The sequence below is a fragment of the Planctomycetia bacterium genome (assembly GCA_015200345.1).
In the GTDB taxonomy this organism is placed as follows: Bacteria; Planctomycetota; Phycisphaerae; order UBA1845; family UTPLA1; genus PLA3.
In genome coordinates, this window is record CP054187.1 from 1,965,929 (window position 1) to 1,984,498 (window position 18,570).

Annotated in this window: 17 protein-coding genes; 12 read left to right on the plus strand and 5 right to left on the minus strand. The window is 65.2% G+C overall.

Annotated features, from left to right (window positions below):
- Window positions 1-7 precede the first annotated feature (7 nt).
- From HRU71_08130 to HRU71_08185, 12 genes are all read left to right on the plus strand, one after another.
- A complete protein-coding gene (locus HRU71_08130; GenBank protein ID QOJ03452.1) occupies window positions 8-547 on the plus strand; it encodes a hypothetical protein in 540 nt (179 codons plus the stop codon).
- 126 nt (window positions 548-673) lie between these two features.
- Window positions 674-2,146, plus strand: a complete 1,473-nt coding sequence (locus HRU71_08135) for a hypothetical protein (GenBank protein QOJ03453.1) — start codon at window positions 674-676, stop codon at window positions 2,144-2,146.
- Window positions 2,147-2,201: 55 nt separating this feature from the next.
- Window positions 2,202-3,434, plus strand: a complete 1,233-nt coding sequence (locus HRU71_08140; GenBank protein ID QOJ03454.1) for a hypothetical protein — start codon at window positions 2,202-2,204, stop codon at window positions 3,432-3,434.
- A gap of 56 nt (window positions 3,435-3,490) precedes the next feature.
- Window positions 3,491-4,237 (plus strand): prepilin-type N-terminal cleavage/methylation domain-containing protein, encoded by a 747-nt coding sequence (locus HRU71_08145; GenBank protein ID QOJ04959.1) that lies wholly within the window; start codon window positions 3,491-3,493, stop codon window positions 4,235-4,237.
- Between the two features lie 359 nt (window positions 4,238-4,596).
- Window positions 4,597-5,598: a Gfo/Idh/MocA family oxidoreductase gene (locus HRU71_08150; protein QOJ03455.1), complete on the plus strand. Its 1,002-nt coding sequence runs from the start codon at window positions 4,597-4,599 to the stop codon at window positions 5,596-5,598.
- A 33-nt stretch (window positions 5,599-5,631) separates the two neighbouring features.
- Window positions 5,632-6,126 carry an N-acetyltransferase gene (locus HRU71_08155; GenBank protein ID QOJ03456.1) on the plus strand — a complete coding sequence of 165 codons (495 nt, stop codon included), beginning with the start codon at window positions 5,632-5,634 and terminating at the stop codon, window positions 6,124-6,126.
- Window positions 6,123-6,881 (plus strand): glycosyltransferase family 2 protein, encoded by a 759-nt coding sequence (locus HRU71_08160; protein QOJ03457.1) that lies wholly within the window; start codon window positions 6,123-6,125, stop codon window positions 6,879-6,881. The genes HRU71_08155 and HRU71_08160 overlap by 4 nt, the downstream gene beginning before the upstream one ends.
- Window positions 6,878-7,996, plus strand: coding sequence for a DegT/DnrJ/EryC1/StrS family aminotransferase (locus tag HRU71_08165; GenBank protein ID QOJ03458.1), 1,119 nt, complete (start codon window positions 6,878-6,880; stop codon window positions 7,994-7,996). Before HRU71_08160 ends, HRU71_08165 begins: the two co-directional genes overlap by 4 nt.
- A 42-nt stretch (window positions 7,997-8,038) precedes the next feature.
- Window positions 8,039-8,794 carry a methyltransferase domain-containing protein gene (locus HRU71_08170; GenBank protein QOJ03459.1) on the plus strand — a complete coding sequence of 252 codons (756 nt, stop codon included), beginning with the start codon at window positions 8,039-8,041 and terminating at the stop codon, window positions 8,792-8,794.
- Between the two features lie 141 nt (window positions 8,795-8,935).
- On the plus strand, window positions 8,936-10,744 hold the full coding sequence (locus HRU71_08175; protein ID QOJ03460.1) for a hypothetical protein: 1,809 nt from the start codon (window positions 8,936-8,938) through the stop codon (window positions 10,742-10,744).
- A 127-nt stretch (window positions 10,745-10,871) separates the two neighbouring features.
- Window positions 10,872-11,870: a UDP-glucose 4-epimerase GalE gene (galE, locus tag HRU71_08180; protein QOJ03461.1), complete on the plus strand. Its 999-nt coding sequence runs from the start codon at window positions 10,872-10,874 to the stop codon at window positions 11,868-11,870.
- Between the two features lie 3 nt (window positions 11,871-11,873).
- Window positions 11,874-13,124, plus strand: a complete 1,251-nt coding sequence (locus HRU71_08185; protein ID QOJ03462.1) for a molybdopterin molybdotransferase MoeA — start codon at window positions 11,874-11,876, stop codon at window positions 13,122-13,124.
- A gap of 28 nt (window positions 13,125-13,152) precedes the next feature.
- Here HRU71_08185 and HRU71_08190 read toward each other — a convergent pair whose 3' ends face one another.
- The 5 genes from HRU71_08190 to HRU71_08210 all read right to left on the minus strand — a co-directional run bounded on the left by HRU71_08190 (window position 13,153) and on the right by HRU71_08210 (window position 18,252).
- Window positions 13,153-14,163, minus strand: a complete 1,011-nt coding sequence (locus HRU71_08190) for a CvpA family protein (GenBank protein ID QOJ03463.1) — start codon at window positions 14,161-14,163, stop codon at window positions 13,153-13,155.
- A 200-nt stretch (window positions 14,164-14,363) separates the two neighbouring features.
- Window positions 14,364-14,807: a ribonuclease HI family protein gene (locus HRU71_08195; GenBank protein QOJ03464.1), complete on the minus strand. Its 444-nt coding sequence runs from the start codon at window positions 14,805-14,807 to the stop codon at window positions 14,364-14,366.
- 8 nt (window positions 14,808-14,815) lie between these two features.
- Entirely contained in the window at window positions 14,816-15,559 is a 744-nt protein-coding gene (locus HRU71_08200; GenBank protein QOJ03465.1) for a hypothetical protein, read from the minus strand.
- 231 nt (window positions 15,560-15,790) lie between these two features.
- Window positions 15,791-16,909: a GntR family transcriptional regulator gene (locus HRU71_08205; GenBank protein QOJ03466.1), complete on the minus strand. Its 1,119-nt coding sequence runs from the start codon at window positions 16,907-16,909 to the stop codon at window positions 15,791-15,793.
- Between the two features lie 254 nt (window positions 16,910-17,163).
- Complete coding sequence (locus HRU71_08210; protein QOJ03467.1) at window positions 17,164-18,252, minus strand: dipeptide epimerase; 1,089 nt, start codon at window positions 18,250-18,252, stop codon at window positions 17,164-17,166.
- Between the last annotated feature and the right edge of the window lie 318 nt (window positions 18,253-18,570).

Consider the following 18,570-nt stretch of genomic DNA (forward strand, 5'->3'; position numbering starts at 1 on the left):
ATACGGCATGAGAGCAAGCACGCAAACATCCCGTCGAACCATGCTCTGGCGCAGCCTCTGGGCGCTGGTGCTGCTGTTGCACGCCCCGATCACGGTCAGTGTTTTCGCGGCCGCCCTGCGGCTGGAAGAAGGCCGGGCGTCGTGGTCGTCGCTCCTGCTTCTGGCTCTTAGCAACGCTTTCTTTATTATCGAAATTCTGTTCGCCTATTCGCTTCGACTGTTGCGCGATCGGCGGGCCGTATTTGTCTTTTTCCTCGTCATCGCCCTGTTGCACGTCGGTGTGATCGAGCGCGGTTTCCCGGCCTTGGTAGCCAACCTCGATCAACCCGTTGCATGGCTTCTGCTTGGCGTCGTCGGCACGATGGCAGTGCCGTTTTTCGCACGCCAGGGCCTCATTCTGGCGATCCGCCGCTGGGCCGATTCACTGGCGGCCTCCGTGCTGATAAGGGCCAGGCGCTATTCCACGCGCCCGGTGAGTCCCATTCTCCGGGTCTCACAGATTCAATCCATTCCCTTTGCCGCGCTTCGCGCCCCGCCTCGACGCTGACGTTCGTCGCTGCCGACGGATCGACACCGATCGCTTTCGCGCTTCGCGCGTCGGCTGAACGTCCAACCCCATTCTCGGATCATTGTTCGAGCGACCACTGCCGATTTCGGCGTGGCGCGGCAGCGTGTGAATCGCGTTTCAACGGAAGCGATGATCCAGTGCGCTGTTCATCCCGGATTCTCGCCGACCGAATCAGATCGGCGTGAGCAGTCGGCGCGGCGCATGGCCGCGCGAGGAGGCATGACGTTGAAGCGATTTCTTCCAGCGATGGCTGGAGTTCTGATAGCGGCGATTTCCGCGCGCGCTGCGGAATTTCGCCTGCTCGTGGGAGTGGATGTCGGCCGGTATCCCGGCACGGCGCGAAACGTTGCGCCGTCTCCGGGGCCGGGTTTTCCCGGCAGCTTTGCCGACGGTGACCGGCTGGCCGGCACGTCCGACACCGGCGCGATCGTCGCGTACCAGGGAATCGGGACGCCGCTGTATCCGCCGAACCACGTCGGCGCGATGAGCATGCTGTTCCGCCGCGGAAGCGTGCCGATCCCCGGGTTCGGTCCGCTGCCGCTGATGGGGATCGATTTCCTCGGCGGGCCGCTGCTCGATCTGGACGGCGACCTGAACAACGGCGTGCGCAGCCTCGTGCCGGTCGGCGGGAATCCGACACCGGTCGAGATACCGGGCACGACGAGCCACGTCGATCTGGTGTTTGATTTCGCCGGCGGCCTCGTCACGCTCGTGGGGCTGGATGCCACGGGTACCAACGAAGGCGGACCGTCGATCGGCCCCGGGATCGCGACGGTCCTCGTGACGCTGGCCGGCACGACGCCGACGGGCGGCGCGGGGGCCGGGCCGAATCCGGTGTACGACACGCGCGTCGGCGCGCTGACGCCGTACACCGGAACCGGCGGCACATTGACAGGCGTCTATCGTATCGACGCGTTGCCGCTGGAATACTGGTATGACTCGATCGAGCCGAACAGCGCGACGGCGGCCGACCTCGGCTCGCTTCAGCAGTTCGGCGTCTTCCGTGGATGGCTTGTCGTGCGCGATTGCGCGACGGGGCAGTTCCCGGTGCTGACCGGCGAAGGACTCGGGTCAACGCTCTGGCCGCTGGTCGACGCCGGGGACGTCGGAAACATCTACAACACCGCGGTCGATGCCTTCGGCGACACGGCGGAGATTTTCGAGGGCGTGCCCGCCGATCTGTTCACCGCGGCGGGCAACGGCGGTCTGCCGCTGACCGACGGCGGCGGCGATCTCGGCGCGTACTTCGACCACGTCGTGAAGCCGCGCGTCGCGATCGGCTCCGGTGCCTTTGTCTATCTCGAAGCAGCCGGCTTCGGCATCAACAATAGCGGCGATCCGGTCTTCACCGATACGGTGGGCTACGACGCCGTTTTGATCGGTGAGGCGGCGAGCGTCTTCGCCGCGGGCGATGTCAACGCCGACGGCGCGATCGACCTGCTCGATGCGTCGCTTCTGGCGTCGGTTCTCGTCAACCCCGCCGCGCACTCATCCTGCGAGCAAGCGCGGGCGGATGTCAACGGTGACGGCCAGCGCGACGGGCGGGACGTTCGCGCGTTTCTTGACGCTGTTCTGTGAAACGATGGAAACGAACTTTTTTCAAAATCGCACCTCAAGAGGGAGAAAGATCAAGATGACCAGGAATCAAAGCACAATGATCGTCGCGGCCGTGGCCGCTATCAGTTTGTCCGCCGGCGCGGCGCACAGCGCGGAATATCAGTTGTTGACCGGCGTCGATGCCGGGCTGGCACCGGGTGCGGTGCGCACGGTGTTCCCCAGCGGCGCGGGCGTGCCGGGGTCTTTCGCCGATGGCGATCGACTGGCTGGATCGGGGGCGACCTCGTCGGCGGCTTACGTCGGCACGGGCAGCCCGCTGATCGCGCCGAATGCCTACGGATCGCTAAGTTTCATGTTTCGCCGCGGCAGCGTGCCGGTGCCGCAAGTGGGTCAGGCGCCGGTGCTGGCCATTGATTACCTTGGCGGACCGCTGCTCGATCTGGACGGCGACTTGAACAACGGTTCGCGCAGCCTCGTGCCGGTCGGCGGGAACCCCACTCCGGTCGAAATCCCCGGCTCGCGCAGCAGCATCGGCCTGGACTTTGATTTCGGCGCGGGCGCGGTCTCGCTGACCGGTTTCGATGCCACGGCCACCAACTCCGGCTTTCAGGGGTTCGGCCCGAACATCGCGCTCACCGTCAATACGCTGTCCGGCACGCTGCCCAACGGCACGAACAGCGGCGCGGTGCTCAACCCCGCGCTGGACACGCGCAGCGGATCCTTGCAGGCGATCGCGCCGAACGTATATGGCATTACCGACCTCGGCTACGAAATCTGGCAGGACTCGATTGACCCCGCCTCCAGCACGGCCAGCACGCTCGGGACGTTCCAGTATCTCGGATCCCTGCGCGGGCTGGTCGTCACACGCGACGGCAACGGCAATTTCCCCACGCTGGCGGGGACGGGTCTGGGCGGCACGCTCTGGCCGCAGGTGAACTCGGCGCTGATCGGCGCGAACGTCGCGCAAACCTCCGGCCCGCCGCCGTTTACAACGATCACGAGCGGCCCCGCCAACGACAGCTTCCTCGCGCCGAACAACGGCGGTCTTCCGCTGACGGCGTTCGGCGGTGATCTCGGCGCGTATCTCGACGCCGTGGTCATTCCGCTGATCGATCCGCTGTCGCAGAGTTTTGTCTATCTCGAGTCGGCCGGCGTCGGCGCGAACAACAGCTTCGACCCGGTCTTCAGCGATACCACGGGCTACGACCTCGTGCTGATCGCGCAGTCGGCCCCGATCCCCGAACCGGCGACGGGCCTGCTGGCGCTGATCGGTCTCGCGGTGATCGTTCGGAATCGGCGCACTGCATAGAAAGGTTTCTCCGACTGGAGCAGTCGGGCACAGGAGCACGGGACATGTCGAAAGGAATGACAAATAGTCGGCACCCTAACAAGCCGCGACGTGGCGCCTTCACGCTGATTGAGCTGCTTGTCAGCGTGGGCATCATCGCGACGCTGATCTCCATCACGCTTCCGGCGCTGTCGTCGGCCAAGCGCCAGGCGCAAATCACCGGGTGCCAGGCCAAGCTGCGCGAGGTCTCGCAGGCGTTTTGGGCTTATTCCGTCTCCAACGACGCGCGCGTGCCGTACGTCGTTTCGCCGATGGTGAACGGCAAGTTCAACAACGCTTCCGTTCCCGATGCCGACATCGACCCCTACAACCGTGACCTGTGGCCCGACTCGCTTCAGAACATTCTCATGCCGCTTTACCTCGGTGAGAATCGAAAGCTCTTCACCTGCCCCGCCGCCAACCGCGGCTGGCCGCGCCAATCCGGTATGTTCGAGATGACCTACCGCGATGCCGGAATCAACCAGCCCGGCGGCGGCACGTCGCTGGCCGGTTCATACGAGCGTGAGGCGTTCGGCTTCCTCGATGGCCGGCCGATGGTGGAGTTCCGCCCGAAGTTCAGCGGCAACATCATTCAGGATGCGCAGATCCAAAGTTATCTGCGCGGCGCATTCCTGCGCGACATGATCCAGCGCGATGGAACGAAGATCGTGGGTCCGCATAACGGCGGGATCAACGTCATCAACCGCGAATTCGGCGTCGAATTTCGGGACCGGCGGGAGACGCAGGCCGATCTGGCCCCGAATTTCGGCGGCGTTCAGTTCTAGACCCCCTCGCCGAGGCGACCATCACGCCAACGGCGTTGTCGGCTCCCCATCGCCCCATATTTCCCGCGGCAACTCCCTCCAAACACTACCTGTGAATTGCTTGCCGCGCCGGCGACGAGGCGTATACAATCGCCCTCTGTGGGCAACTCGTAGCGGGGGGCGGCCGATCGTCAAGGCCGGGCAGGACCCAAACGATGTATGCGGGAAGAACCGCTGAACCGGGCGCGCCGCTCGCGAACCGGGATGCACGGCGACCGCAAAGGAGCGGGTTGCCGTTCGGAGCCGCAACCGTGAGGGGGCGGGTTCGAGGGCTATGACGCGCGGGCCGAGCCAGGCCCATCGCACCAGGAGGCGTCACCATGATCGGAGTGGGCGTGATGGGTTTGGGCTACTGGGGTCCGAATCTCGTACGCAATTTCGCATCGACCGACGGCGCGAAGCTCGCGGCCGTTTGCGACAAAGACCCGAAGCGTCTCGAACGCATTGGGCGACAGTACCCGGCGGCCGCCACGGTTGAATCGGCCGAAGCACTGTTCGGAACACCGGGCGTGGACCTCGTGGTGATCGCGACGCCGGTGCACACGCACTACCCGCTGGCCAAGGCCGCGCTGAACCAAGGCAAGCACGTGCTGGTCGAGAAGCCGCTGACCAGCGACCCGGCGCAGGCCGAGGAGCTGGTGGACCTGGCGAAGAAGGCCGGCCGCGTGCTGGCGGTGGATCATACATTTGTATATCACCCGGCCGTTGAGAAACTAAGCGACGTGATCAAGCGCGGCGAGCTGGGGGACGTCTGTTATTACGACTCGGTGCGGATCAACCTCGGCCTGTTCCAGTCGGACATCAGCGTGTTGTGGGATCTCGCCCCGCACGACGTGTCGATCATGCAGTACCTGATCAACCGCAAGGTGAAGTGGGTGCAGGCGGTCGGCGCGCGGCACGCGGGCCAACCGGTCGAGACGATGGCCTACCTGACGGTGCAGTACGAGGACAACGTGCTCGCGCACTGCCACGTCAACTGGCTTAGCCCGGTGAAGGTGCGACAGGTGTTCATCGGCGGCAGCAAGCGCATGGCCGTGTACGACGACAACCAGGTGGCCGAGAAGATCAAGATATACGACCGCGGCGTGGAGTTGCACGGCATCGATGGCGTGCATCAGGCGCGCGTGCAGTATCGCATCGGCGACATGTACGCGCCCGCGATTTCCAACGACGAGGCCCTGCGGCGCATGGCGCAGCATGTGGTCCACTGCATCCGCGAAGGCAAGTCGCCGATCACCGACGGCGCCGCCGGCCTGATGGTGGTGAAGATTCTCGCGGCGGCGCAGGCGTCCATCGAAACCGGCGACCGCCGAATGCTCTAAGCGCGGCAGCGGCCGCCCCCAGCGAGTCACAACATGAACCCACCCGACTACAAACGCATCGCGCCCGACGTGAAGCTTGGCCAGGACGTGCAGATTTACGCCTTCGTCAACCTCTACGGCTGCGAGATCGGCGATCGAACCAAGATCGGAACGTTCGTCGAGATCCAGCGCGGCGCGGTGATCGGCCGCGACTGCAAAATCTCCAGCCATACGTTCATCTGTGAAGGCGTCACGATCGAAGACGAAGTCTTCGTCGGGCACCACGTCGTCTTCATCAACGATCGATTCCCCCGCGCCACCAACCCCGACGGCACGATCAAAACCGCCGCCGACTGGGAGTGCCGCCGCACGCGCGTCGGCCGACGCGCCGGCATTGGCAGCGGTGCCGTCATCCTCTGCGATGTCACCATCGGCGAGAACGCGATCGTCGGCGCGGGCGCGGTCGTCACCAAGGACGTGCCGGCCGGCATGATCGTCGCCGGCAATCCGGCGCGCATCCTCGGCCCCGTCGGCGACAAGGAAACATGATGGCATCTCCGAAGTGGTCGGTCGCCGTCATGTGCTACAACGAGTCCGGATCGCTGGAGGCGATGGTCCGGCGGACGGTGGCCGTGCTGCGCGCGCGAGGCGAGCCGTTTGAAATCGTCATCATCGAAGACGGCTCGACCGACGGCTGCCGGGAAATCGCGGCGCGCCTGGCCGACGAGATCGCGGAAGTTCGCGTTCATCAACACCCGACGAATCTGGGCATCGGGGCGGTGCTCACCGATGGTTACCGTCAGACGATCGGCGACGTGGCAGTGATACTGCCAGCCGATTTGCAGTTTGCCCCCGAAGACCTCCCCAAGGCGATGGATCGCATGATCGAATCGAACGCCGACGTGGTGATGATCCGCCGGCCCGACCGGCACGACCCGCCGATGCGCCGAATGGTGTCGGCCTTCGATGAGATGCTGGTCGGCCTGCTCTTCGGCGTCTGGCAGCGCGATCTGCACTGGGTCAAGCTGTACCGTCGCAGCGTGCTGGATCGCGCCACGATCGTCAGCACGACGCCCATGGTTGATACCGAGTTGCTTGTGCAGGCCCATCGCATGGGCGCGCGAATCGCCACCATTGACCTGCCGCATCACCCGCGCACCACCGGCCAGAGCACCGGCGCAAAAGTCTCCCTGCTGGTTCGTACGTTTGTCGAATTATTCCGTCTGCGCCTGCGCCGGATGGGTCGCGTCGAACGCGCTCCAGGCGGGCGCCCTGTTCAACCCCAGGCAAAGAGTCACCCATGAAGAACATTCCGTTTCTCGATCTCAAGGCGCAGTACCTCCCGCTCGCTGATGAAATCCAGCGCGAACTGAAGGAAGTCTGCGAGACCACGCAGTTCATCCTCGGCGGAAAGGTCAAGGCATTTGAAGACGCTTTCGCCAAAGCCGTCGGCGCGAAACACTGCATCGCCCTCAACACCGGCACCAGCGCGCTGCATCTCGCCATGGACTGCCTCGGAATCGGCCCCGGTGACGAAGTGATTGTGCCCGCGATGACCTTTATCGCCACCGTCTGGGGCGCGGTCTACGCCCGCGCGACGCCGGTGCTCGTCGATGTCGATCCCGCAACGCGCAATCTGGATCCGAAAAAACTCGAAGCCGCCATCACCCCGCGCACCAAGGCCATCGTTCCCGTTCACCTGTACGGCCAGCCCGCCGATCTCGACGCCATCTTCGCCATCGCGAGGAAGCACAACATTCCGGTGATTGAAGACACCGCGCAGGCACACCTCGCGCAATACAAGGGCAAGACCGTCGGCAGCCTCGGGGTCATGGGGTGCTTCAGCTTCTATCCCGGCAAGAACCTCGGCGCGTACGGTGAAGGCGGCGCGCTCACCACCAACGACGACGCGCTCGCGAAGATCGCCCTCTCGCTGCGCGATCATGGCCAGGCGCAGCGCTACCATCACGATCGCATCGGCTACAACTATCGCATGGACGGCTTCCAGGGCGCGGTGCTCGGCGTCAAATTGCGACATTTGCCAAATTGGACCGAGCAACGCCGCCGGGCGGCCGCGCGCTACGCACAAAAGCTGGCACCGCTTGCAGACAAGGGCTTGGTGGATATCCCCCGCGAGCCGGACTGGTCGCGCGGCGTGTATCATCTGTACGTTGTACTCGTGAAAAACCGCGACGCCGTGAAGGACAAGCTGACCGCCGCCGGCGTCAACGTCGGACTGCATTACCCGATCCCGCTGCACCTCCAGAAGGCGCTGGCCCACCTCGGGCACCAGCGCGGCGATTTCCCCGTGGCGGAGCGAATCGCCGACGAGTGCATCAGCCTGCCGATGTTCCCCGAGCTGGCCGACGCAGACATCGATTACGTCGCCAGCGTCCTGTCAGAGTGCCTCGCATCCTGACGCGGTGAGGAACGACGCTTCGGACCTGGGAGCCGCGCCGAGATGGCCACCTCCGTGAATCTTGTCGAGCTACAGGACACGCTCTACACGTCGCGTAATCCCACGCGCCGCTGGTTGCACACCCAGCGGCTGGAATGGGTGCTGTCGGCCCTGGAGCGTCACAAGCCCGCGCCGTGTCATCGCGCCCTGGAGATCGGCCCCGGCTCGGGTACGTACCTGCCGACCCTTTGCGCCATGGCCGACGAAGTCGTCGCCGCCGACATCGAAGACGCATACCTCGAAAAAGCCAAGACCCTGACCTCCCGGCTGCCGAATCTGCAACCGCTCAAGGATGACATCACCGCGTCAAAGCTGCCGACCGGCCATTTCGATCTCATCCTCTGCACCGAGGTCATCGAACACATCCCCGGATCGCCGGCGGGTCTGCGCGAGATGCGCCGCCTGCTTCGCCCCGGCGGCGTGCTGGTGCTCTCCACGCCGCAAAAATACAGCACGATGGAAATGATGTGCAAGATTGCCCTGTTGCCGGGCATCATCGAAATCGTGCGGATGATCTACCGCGAGCCCGTCGTCGAATCGACCCACTGCAACCTGCTGACCGCCGGCATGTGTCGCCGCCTGATCACCGAGGCAGGGTTGACAATTGTCGATCATTACAAGCTGGCGCTCTACCTCCCCTTTATCGCGGAACTCACCGGGCGCGTCGGCCTGCGACTGGAGCAGTGGCTGGAGTCCGCCCTGCGCGGCACGCCGCTTGACGGCCTGCTCTGGACCCAGTGTTATGTGGCGCGGGCTTGATCCGCTCACGTCGAACCGCCGTTCGACGTGAACGCCTCCGCCGTCGCTTCGCGAACCCTTGCCGTGTTCGCCTGTTGAGCGCGACCGAACGGCTCCTGCTAGTCCCGATTGCATCCAAACATGGATTACGCTCACGCTTCCATGACCGATTGCCGACACCACCCTTCAAGCTTTGAACGCACACGGCGAATCGCCGCCTCGCTCATTCTGATCGTGACGATCGTCCTGATCGGGTTCGTTGCCTGGGCCGGCAGCTGGCGCGGCGGGTTGCAACCCGACTCGGTCACGTTTCTCGACGCAGCGCAGCGCCTCGCGGACGGCAAAGGTCTTTCCCACCGGTGGGCCTACTGGGACCCGGTCTATGAAACCGCTCATTTGCCCACGCGGACGACCATGTGGCCACCGGGTTATACAGCCGCCATCGCGGCGATGATCAAATCGGGCTGTTCCGCCTACGACGGCGCGCGACGCGTCGCCGGCATCGCGCTCTACTTGCTGCCCCTCGCACTGTTCGGCCTGGCGTGCCGAATGACGACTCCCGGCCGCGCTGCGCTCTGTGCCGCCGCGGCCGCCTGCTGCTTCCCCGTCCTGCGATTCGCCGGCGTCGTCCTGGCCGAGCCGCTCTTTCTGTTAATGGTGCTGCTGACCCTCATGGCCGCTTCGCGCGGGGCGACCGCCCCCCGCGCTCGAACGGCCGGAGCGTGGTTGCTCACGGCCGGCGTGCTCGGCGCGACGGCCTTTCTCGTGCGCCTGCCCGGGGCATCGCTCGGCGCGGCGCTGGCGGTCGCGGCGCTGTGGACCCGGCGGCGATTCGGCCGGCGAACCGGCCTCGCGATGCTTATTCCAGCGACCGGTCCGCTCGCCGTCGCGATCGGCGGATGGGTGTTAAGAAATCGACTCCTGTCGGGTTCAGCGGTCGCCTCCTTTCCCAACGGCCCTTATTCGCTGATCGCCAATCTGCGCGAAGTGCCGCGCAACGTTCTCTCGGAGTGGTTCGGATGGAAGTCGCTTTACCCCGGCCTGTTGGCTTTGCTGCGACCGCTTCAGGTCGGCCTGCTCCTCGTGCTGATCGGTTTGGCCCTGTGGAATGCCTGGCGCGGGTGGACGAGACCGAGACAGCCAATCGTCCCGGATTCCGCCGCGATCGATCCCGGCGGGACCGGTCACGCCGCCGGATCCCTTCTCGTGCTGACCTTTCTCATCGCTTATGCCGCGCTCATCTTCGCCGCCACCGCCGGCAAGGGCCTCATGGCCGAGGCACGATACTTTGTCGTCGTGCTGCCCGTCGTGACGCTCCTGCTCACAGTCTGGGCCACGTCGGGAGCCATGCGCGCCTCCAACGAAGCTTGCACTGCGCGAGCTGATCTGTCGCGATTCACGGGTGTTGCCGCGACGTTGCTTCTCTGCGCCGCGCAAGCGACCGCCCTCCTCCGCTGGACATCCGAACCGTCGCCGGAAAGCTACGTGGTCACGACGCGCGACAGCCCGGTGATTGCCTGGCTGCGCGATCACACAACGCCGGACGAATTGCTTCTGACCACCGCCGGCGCCGAGATCGCCATGTACCGGCCGAATCCGATCTTGCGCGTCGCCCGGCGGCCGCACTCGGCACGGCAGACGACCTCTTGGTCCGACGTGGACGAACTCGCCCGGCGAGCCGGAGCCCGCTACCTGATCCATTGGCGAAATTCCGAGCCGAACCCTTATGACGCCGAATCCTCCCGATTCGAGCAGTCGCTGAACGACCCGGCAATCTTCCGGGAGCGGGAGCCGGTTACCCTCGGAGAGCACATCATCTATCGCGTCGGGATCAGCGCGGGCACTGGCAGCGGCGCTTCGCGCGCGGGAACTGGCCATGGCAAGGGACAATCGAGGCGCGCAGAGGCGCTCGCCTACGACGAAGCAGGCGCATATGTCGAACGATCCAGCCAAAGCCCGCTGATGCATTGACACGCGCCGCCGAATAGCGCGATCGCGCGGCCCTTCGCGCCCCGCGCTTTAGCTTTCACGCACTTCTTGATACGCTCTTGCCCTGTGCCGCGGCGCGACGAACGCGCCGGCGGCCGGGGCATTTTTCATGCACGTCCTCGTCACCGGCGGCGCGGGTTACATCGGATCGCACACGGTTCGCGCCCTCCGCGCTGCGCGGCACGACGTCACGGTGCTGGACAACCTCTCGGCCGGTCACGCCCCCGCTGTTGATCCCGCCGCGAAGTTGATCGTCGGCGATCTCGAAGACCCGATCCTTCTGCGCGATGTGTTTGCACTGCGCCCCGTCGACGCCGTGATGCACTTTGCCGCGTCGATTGAAGTCGGCGAATCGGTGCGCGATCCGCTGAAGTTCTATGCGAACAACGTGGCCAACTCGGTGAATCTGCTTCGCGCCATGCAAGACGCCGGCGTGAAGCGCCTGGTGTTCAGCAGCACGTGCGCGCTGTATGGCGCGCCCGAAACAATGCCGCTCACCGAGGATCTGCCGACGCGGCCCGAAAGCCCCTATGCCCGCGCCAAGCTGGCCGTCGAATGGGCCTTGGCCGACAGCGCCGCGGCCTGGGGCCTGGGATACGTCGCACTGCGCTATTTCAACGCGGCCGGCGCGGCGGCGGACGCGACGATCGGCGAGGATCATGACCCCGAGACGCATTTGATTCCCAATGTGCTGAAGGTGGCGCTGGGGCAGGCGCCGCACGTGACGCTCTTTGGAACCGATTACGACACGCCGGACGGCACCTGCATCCGCGACTACATTCACGTGGACGATCTCGCGGCGGCGCACGTCCTCGCCATGTCGGCGATCGAGCCGGGCCGCGGGCGCGTGTTCAACACGGGGACGGGTCAGGGCGCGAGCGTGCACGATGTCATTAATACGGCACGCTCGGTGACCGGTCACGCGATCCCCGTGGTGGAGGCGCCGCGCCGCGCCGGAGATGTGCCGCGGTTGTACGCCGATTCGTCGCGTCTTCAGCGCGAGCTGGGCTGGACGCCGCGGGTGCCGCGCCTGGCCGACATCATCGCCAGCGCCTGGGCCTGGCACCGAGCGCATCCCAACGGGTTTGACGATCGACCGCGAGGGTGACCCATGTCCGAAACGCCACCAATCTGGCACCGCCACGGCCGGCCGCTGACCGAACTGGCCGACGCCTGGACCGTGCTGGCCGCCAACGCCGCGCCGCTGCCGATCGAATCCGTTTCGCTGGATCGAGCCGAAGGCCGCGTGCTCGCGCAAGCGATTCCCTGCAAGGGCGATTTTCCGCCGTTCGACAAGGCGATGATGGACGGCTTCGCCGTTCGTTCCGCAGACTGCGCAGCCCCCAACGCGTCGCTGACGCTCATCGGCACCGCCGCTGCCGGCCACGTGGACATCGCCGCGCTTCGACCCGGTCAGGCAGTGCGAATCAACACCGGCGCGCCGATGCCGAGCGGCGCCGACGCCGTCGCGCGAATCGAGGATGCAACCGTTTCGCAGGACGGAACGCGTGTCTCGCTGGCAAAGCCCGTGCGGTCCGGCATGCACGTCTCCCCGCGCGGCAGCGCGCAGCGCGCGGGCGATGTCGCCGTCGCGGCGCCGACTCGAATCGGACCGGCGCAGGTCGCGACGATTGCCGCCGCGGGCCATACGAATGCAACCGTGTTCGAACAAGCCGACGTCGCCATCGTCTCGACCGGTGATGAACTCGTCCCCCCCGGCGCTTCGACAAAACCGGGGCAGATTGTCGAAAGCAACAGCATCCTGATCGCCGGGCTGGTGCGACGATTCGGCGCAACCGCGCGGCCGCTCGGCATCGTTGAAGACCGCCCCGATGCGTTGCGCGAGCGATTTGCGGCGGCGCTTCAAAGCCGCGTGGTCATCACCTGCGGCGGCATGTCGATGGGCACGCTCGATCTCGTGCCGCAGACGCTCGAATCGCTCGGCGTACGATGGCTGTTTCACGGCGTGAACATGCGCCCGGCCAAACCCGTCGCCTACGGCCGCGGTCCTGCCGGGCAGCACGTGTTCGGCCTGCCGGGCAATCCCGGTAGTACATTTGTCGCGATGCACGTATTGGTGCGGCCGCTGCTGGACGCGCTGCATGGACTGGGCGGGGGTCCGCCGCGCTGGCGAGCGGCACGGCTGATCGAGGAGATCGCGCCGCACAAGGACTCTCGACCGGCCGTGCTGCCGGGGTTGATGCATGATGGCGACGACGGCGTGATGGAGGTTCGACTCATGGCGTGGGGCGGATCGGGCGACGCGATCGGCCTGGCGAGTGCCGAGGCGCTGATTTTCATTCCACACCCTGCCGAGGGCCTCCGCGCGGGAGAGGCTGTCACTTATCTGACACTTGATTGATTTGCGGGTCCCAGGCCCCGCGACAGGATCAGCGCCCGCGTTGCATCTGCTTGCGCAGAGTCTCGTATGCTTCCTGGCGCTGCTCGACCGAGGACTGCGACTGATTCAACGCTTCGAACCCCTGGCCGCTCGGAATCAACTTGAGCAGTTCTTCCAGCCGCGCTTTCGTCTCGGGGCTAAGTTCATCGAGGTTGATCTGCCCGTCACGATTGAACTGGTTGATGGCGTCGCGCAGCGCGGGGATACGCTCCATCGGGCTGGTTCGATTGACAAAATTTGACAAGCCCACCGAGCTGACTTCGTTCGCAATGCGCAGAATCGCGTCGGCCGTTGCCCGCTGATTCGGCGTGATGCGTGAGTCGGCGCCGGCACTGATGCGCGCCGCCGCCGGACGAATCGCCACCGCCGCCCAGCAAAGTGCCAGCGGAATGAGCGCGCCCTCGGCCGCGCCAATCAGCACGCCGATGCAGCGTTCGATCCGATGCAGCATCGGGCGCGATTCGACCGCGCTGCGCCGCACGCGAGACACGGTCGTGGCACCGACGAACAGCGCGACCATGCCCGCGACGCCCGCGACGAGATACCCCGTCACACCCGGCATGCCCAGCGACGCCGGCAGGCGCGCGACCGCATACGCAACAACGGCAAGCAACGGAAGCATCACCACTTTCCGCAGCCCGCCGCGCCACAGGCCCTGCAAACCGCCCAAGCCGATCGCGACCGCGGCAATCTGGCCCAGCAGCACGTCGCGCCCCCAGCTCGTGTAAAACAAGCCGCCCGCCGCGCCGATCCACAGGAACGCCGTCAGAAACGGCGGACCGGCGCGACGCGCGCCGGGAACCAGATCAAACGATGGCGCTGCACTCGAGGCACTGCGTCGAGCCATCTTCGGGGGCTGTTTCACGGGTGAATCCTCCACGCAGGTCGACCAGGGCGGAAGCTCCTGATAGCTCGGGCGCTCCACGGCCGGCGCCAACTCCAGTTCCTCCGGCGGTTGTTGCGTATCGCCATCAACGGACGAGCTCCGCGTCATGAACATGGCCGATTCTCCGATGGATGTTCCGTCTCGCGAGGCGGGTCTGCACGCTCGCGCAGTCGGTTGTCTATCGGTTCGGCCGAGGCGCGACGCAAGCTCGCCGATGGTCCGCGGCAGCCGTATCGGCCCTTCAGATAATAGCGGGATTTGACGAAAACGGCGTTCGGCAGACCCACGCCCGGGCCGATTCGCCGCTTCGCGGGTTACCGGTCGGCGGCACCCGTCAGGTCGTCGAGTTCGATTAGATCCTCGCGCCGGTCCATCGCGCGGTTGGCCAGCTCGTCGGCGCGCTCATTGGACTCGCGGTAAACGTGGGTCACCTTCCAGTCGCCGATCGCGCGCAGCTTCTTCATGATCGCGTCGAAGATGTCTTTGAGGTTCTCGCTTTTCACGCGGTACTCGCCGTTGAGCTGGCGCACCATCAGCTCGCTGTCGGACTTCACGAGAACCGCCGTGGCCCCCGCCGCAACAGCCACGTCCAGCGCGCGAAGCAGACCCGTGTATTCGGCCACGTTGTTCGTCGTGTGACCGAGAAAATAGCCGGCTTCATATTTCGGATTGCCCGCCTCATCGCAGATCGACACGCCCGCGCCGGCGGGTCCGGGATTGCCCCGCGCCCCGCCGTCGGTGTAGATCACAAGTCGCATGGATGAACTTACCGGCTGGCGGCCGCCCCGGATTCAAGGTAGAGAATTCGCCCGCAGACGTTGCACTTCACGGCCTCGTCACGCGACAGCAGGGCGTTGACCTGCTGCACCGTGACGCTCATGTTGCAACCCTGGCAGGCGTATTCGTCGCGCTTCGGATTGGTACGGATGATCCGCGCCATGGCTTCGCCGTCGTTCTTCGCCGCCACGCGGTTGAACAGATCAAGCACACCGGCTGGAATCCCCGCGGCCGCCTCGGCACGCTGTGCGTTCAAACTATCCAGCCGATCCTTCGACTGCGCCTCGACCGCCTTCTGCGCCGCGAGGAACTCGTCCACTTTTGCCGCCTCGGCTGCACGCTGTTCCTGGAGCGCGGCAATTTCCTTGCGCCGGGCGTCGACCTGCGCCATCTTCTGAAGCGCCGCCTCCTCGATTTTCGAGTTGTCGGCCTTGGTCGTGTTCAACTGCATCAGGACGGCGGAATACTCTTTGTTGGTTTTCGCGGCGTTCAGGGCCTGGCGAAGCTTGGTGATCTCGGCTTCGCGCGATTTGACGTCGAGATCAAGCCGATCGGCGTCCATCTGCTCGGAACGCAGCTTGAGCTGAAGGGCTGCGATTTGGGCGTCGAGCGATGCGACGGTCTGCTGCTGCCGCCGGACGGCTTGCGCCTTGCGGGCGATGGCCCGGTTGATGTCGGCGATTTGAAGCTCGACTTCCTGAAGTCGGTGCAGGGCGTCGAGAACGGCTCCCATGTTCGGCGTTCCTCACTTGCTCCGCGCGGGCGGTATTACCTTGCCAACCACGTCGAACATTATGCCCCCGCGCGGCCGTTTCAGCAACTGACCGCGATTTCACGCCCCGCGTCGTGATTTGTTTCGCGACCTCCGCGCATAAGCAAGGCCCGTCGGAGGTCGCCCACGGGCCTTGCCATCCGCCGCGCGGCCTGCGCGACGGGCCTCTCCCACACCGGTTGTTGGATCGCGCTACACCGCCACATCCGTCGGAGTACGCTGCGGCAAACCTGCCCCGCCGTCGCGCACGCACAACTGCCCCGGCACGATGATCTCCACCGGTCGCTGCCCCGCGCGATGTTCCATTGCCAGCTTCGCCGCCCAGTTTGTCAGCCGTGTGGCATCGACGTCATACGACGTGACCTTCGCCGCCACCGCCTGCGTCTCGCACGGCTCACCCAGCGCCGCCATCACCATACGCTTCCCGCGCCGTGCAGCGACCATCGACGCGTCGTTGAGGACCGCCTTCAACGCCGCACCGATCGCAATCACGCCGATCGGTTCCGCGCTGCCTCCGGAAGCGATGCGCACCAACGCGGGCGGCGACGCGATCTCGCATGAAACCGCCACGCGCCCGCTGCGCGCGGCGCACGTCTGCGCGCCGGTCAATACCTGATTCAACGCCGATGAACCCAGGGCCGACGCAAGCATGGCGACGCGTGTGCAACCGCGCAGGTACAAATACTCCGCCAGGCGAAATCCGGCATCGACGTAATCGGGTACCACTGTACACACTTTCCCCGCGCTGGACGGTGCGCCGACCTGCACGAACGCCAACTGCCGACGGAGCACCTCTGCGAGCAGATCCATCGTCGGCTCGCCTTGCATCATGCCGAGCGGATCGGCCGGAATGCAAAAGACCCCGTCCACGGTTCGCGAAGGAGACCCGGCCGCGTGGCCGTTGCCGTTTCGATCCTCGACGGCGGACGGATCAATCTTCACCGCGGCGCGACCGCGCTGCGGGCGATCGAGCGTCACGAGGCGATGGCCGGACGCCGCCAGCGCGGCGCGCAAGCGGTCGATCAGGGCCGCGCGATGCGGCGCGGCGGTCAGCGCGTCGGGCATGTGGCATGAATAGACACGTGCAGATTTCTCGGTCGCAGCCGCCGGACTGATGACGAACGTCCCGCGGCCGATGCGCCGGGTGACCAGTCCCTCGCTGCTCAAATCGCACAGGGCTTTGTTGATCGTCTTGGCGTTGGCCTCGAAGCGCCGGCCCAGGGCGCGTTCACCCGGCAGGCGGCCGGTCAACTCGCCGGTCAGAATCGCTTGTCGCAGTTGCTCCCGAAGCCGCTGAAACTTGTAACTCAAGCGAGGAAGATCCGGCGAACCGGACACCGCCCCTTGCGGGCGCGGACCCATCGACGCATGCATGCAAAAACCCCTGCTAAAATGTCGCGAGGTGAGTCGAGCCGGCACGCAAGCCGACGCACGGAGTACGCCGAGTTACGCGACAAAGGCGTCGGGGCGGGAGAAACCCGGAACAGCCTTCGCGGCAGGTCGAGTGACCGATCCGCCGTGCGGCTCTGCGGGATTCTTGGAGCGGACCAAGTGTCCGGCGATCCCTATCGGGCGGGTTCTTGCGCGTTATCGGATTGGACGGGTCGCAACCGAACTCCAAGCCCACTACTTCGACCCGGCGTCAATCGCCCGCCCGCGCCGCCGATTCCTTCGAACGGCTCCTCGGAAAGCAGCAAATGCCCGTCGAGATCCAGCCAGTCCACCAGCGGCGCGAGTTGCAGCGCCGCCGCGATGCCCAGACTGCTTTCGATCATGCAGCCCAGCATGACCTTCATCTCAAACGTCCGCGCCAAGGCGATCATCCGCAAGGCCTCGCGAATCCCCCCGCACTTGCTCAACTTGATGTTGATGCCGTCCACGCAGCCTGCCAGCGCCGCCACGTCGCGCGGCCGAACGCAGCTTTCATCCGCCACGAGCGGGCAGAGATTCCCCGCCAAGCCCGCGTCGCGGCCCATTTGAAGCCCTGCCTCACGAATGCGCCGCAATCCTTCCACATCGCCCGGCGTGATCGGCTGCTCGACAAACTCGACGCCGTACTTCGACAGCATCGGCAGCTTGGCGATGGTCTCGTCCACCGACCACGCGGTGTTCGCATCGACGCGAATCACGGCCTTCGGCGCCGTCGCGCGAATCACCGCGAGATTCTCCTCGTCGCGCGCCGTGCCGACCTTGATCTTCAACACGGGGTAACCGGCCGCCGCTCGCACGCGTTCGGCCAGCTTATCCGGATCGGCAATGCCGATCGTATATGAAGTAACAGGTATACATTTCGTCGACAGGCCCAGCATCCGCGCCGTGGGGACCCCCAACCGCTTGCCGATCCAGTCATGAAGCGCCGCATCGACCGCACACACCGCCGCGCGCTGACCGTCGAAACGTTCAAGCAACGCTGCAACGATGTGCTCGACTTCGAACGGATCCCGATCCGCCAGCAGAACGGCCATCTCCTGGAGCGCGGACGACGCCGATTCCAACGTCTGACCGTACGTGTCCATGGGCACGGCTTCGCCCCAACCCTCACCGCCGTCGTGGGTGACTTTTACCCAGAGGGTCTGTTTGTCCGTGCGAGTGGCGACGGCCGTGCGGAACTCCCGCGCCAGTCTTAGATTGATTTTTTGAAAGGTCAGATTCACGATGCAATTGCGGCCATGCTAAGGGGTTACGTGTCCATCAAGCAACGGGCGGCGGACCTTTGCAGGATGAAAGCGATGACGAGGTTTCCAAAGCCTGCATGGTCGTCATAACTATCGAATTATGATTAAGTTATGGCGAATTGCGCGGCTTGGTCAGGTGAAAGAAACATCCACTGGTCAGCGACGAATGGGGTGCTGAAAAAAAAGCAGAGAGGACTCCCGCACTGGCGTGGGTTTTGCTATCATTCGCAACTTGCTGAATGGGCTGATGACGGCCAAAATGCGAGTGAGTTGAACCGCTCGGGCGTTGGTCCCGAG

Coding starts and splice junctions, on each gene's coding strand:
- HRU71_08130 (QOJ03452.1), top strand. CDS start 8: ATGAGAGCAAGCACGCAAACATCCCGTCGAACCATGCTCTGGCGCAGC.
- HRU71_08140 (QOJ03454.1), top strand. CDS start 2,202: ATGACCAGGAATCAAAGCACAATGATCGTCGCGGCCGTGGCCGCTATC.
- HRU71_08145 (QOJ04959.1), top strand. CDS start 3,491: ATGACAAATAGTCGGCACCCTAACAAGCCGCGACGTGGCGCCTTCACG.
- HRU71_08150 (QOJ03455.1), top strand. CDS start 4,597: ATGATCGGAGTGGGCGTGATGGGTTTGGGCTACTGGGGTCCGAATCTC.
- HRU71_08155 (QOJ03456.1), top strand. CDS start 5,632: ATGAACCCACCCGACTACAAACGCATCGCGCCCGACGTGAAGCTTGGC.
- HRU71_08160 (QOJ03457.1), top strand. CDS start 6,123: ATGATGGCATCTCCGAAGTGGTCGGTCGCCGTCATGTGCTACAACGAG.
- HRU71_08165 (QOJ03458.1), top strand. CDS start 6,878: ATGAAGAACATTCCGTTTCTCGATCTCAAGGCGCAGTACCTCCCGCTC.
- HRU71_08170 (QOJ03459.1), top strand. CDS start 8,039: ATGGCCACCTCCGTGAATCTTGTCGAGCTACAGGACACGCTCTACACG.
- HRU71_08175 (QOJ03460.1), top strand. CDS start 8,936: ATGACCGATTGCCGACACCACCCTTCAAGCTTTGAACGCACACGGCGA.
- galE (QOJ03461.1), top strand. CDS start 10,872: ATGCACGTCCTCGTCACCGGCGGCGCGGGTTACATCGGATCGCACACG.
- HRU71_08185 (QOJ03462.1), top strand. CDS start 11,874: ATGTCCGAAACGCCACCAATCTGGCACCGCCACGGCCGGCCGCTGACC.
- HRU71_08190 (QOJ03463.1), bottom strand. CDS start 14,163: ATGTTCATGACGCGGAGCTCGTCCGTTGATGGCGATACGCAACAACCG.
- HRU71_08195 (QOJ03464.1), bottom strand. CDS start 14,807: ATGCGACTTGTGATCTACACCGACGGCGGGGCGCGGGGCAATCCCGGA.
- HRU71_08200 (QOJ03465.1), bottom strand. CDS start 15,559: ATGGGAGCCGTTCTCGACGCCCTGCACCGACTTCAGGAAGTCGAGCTT.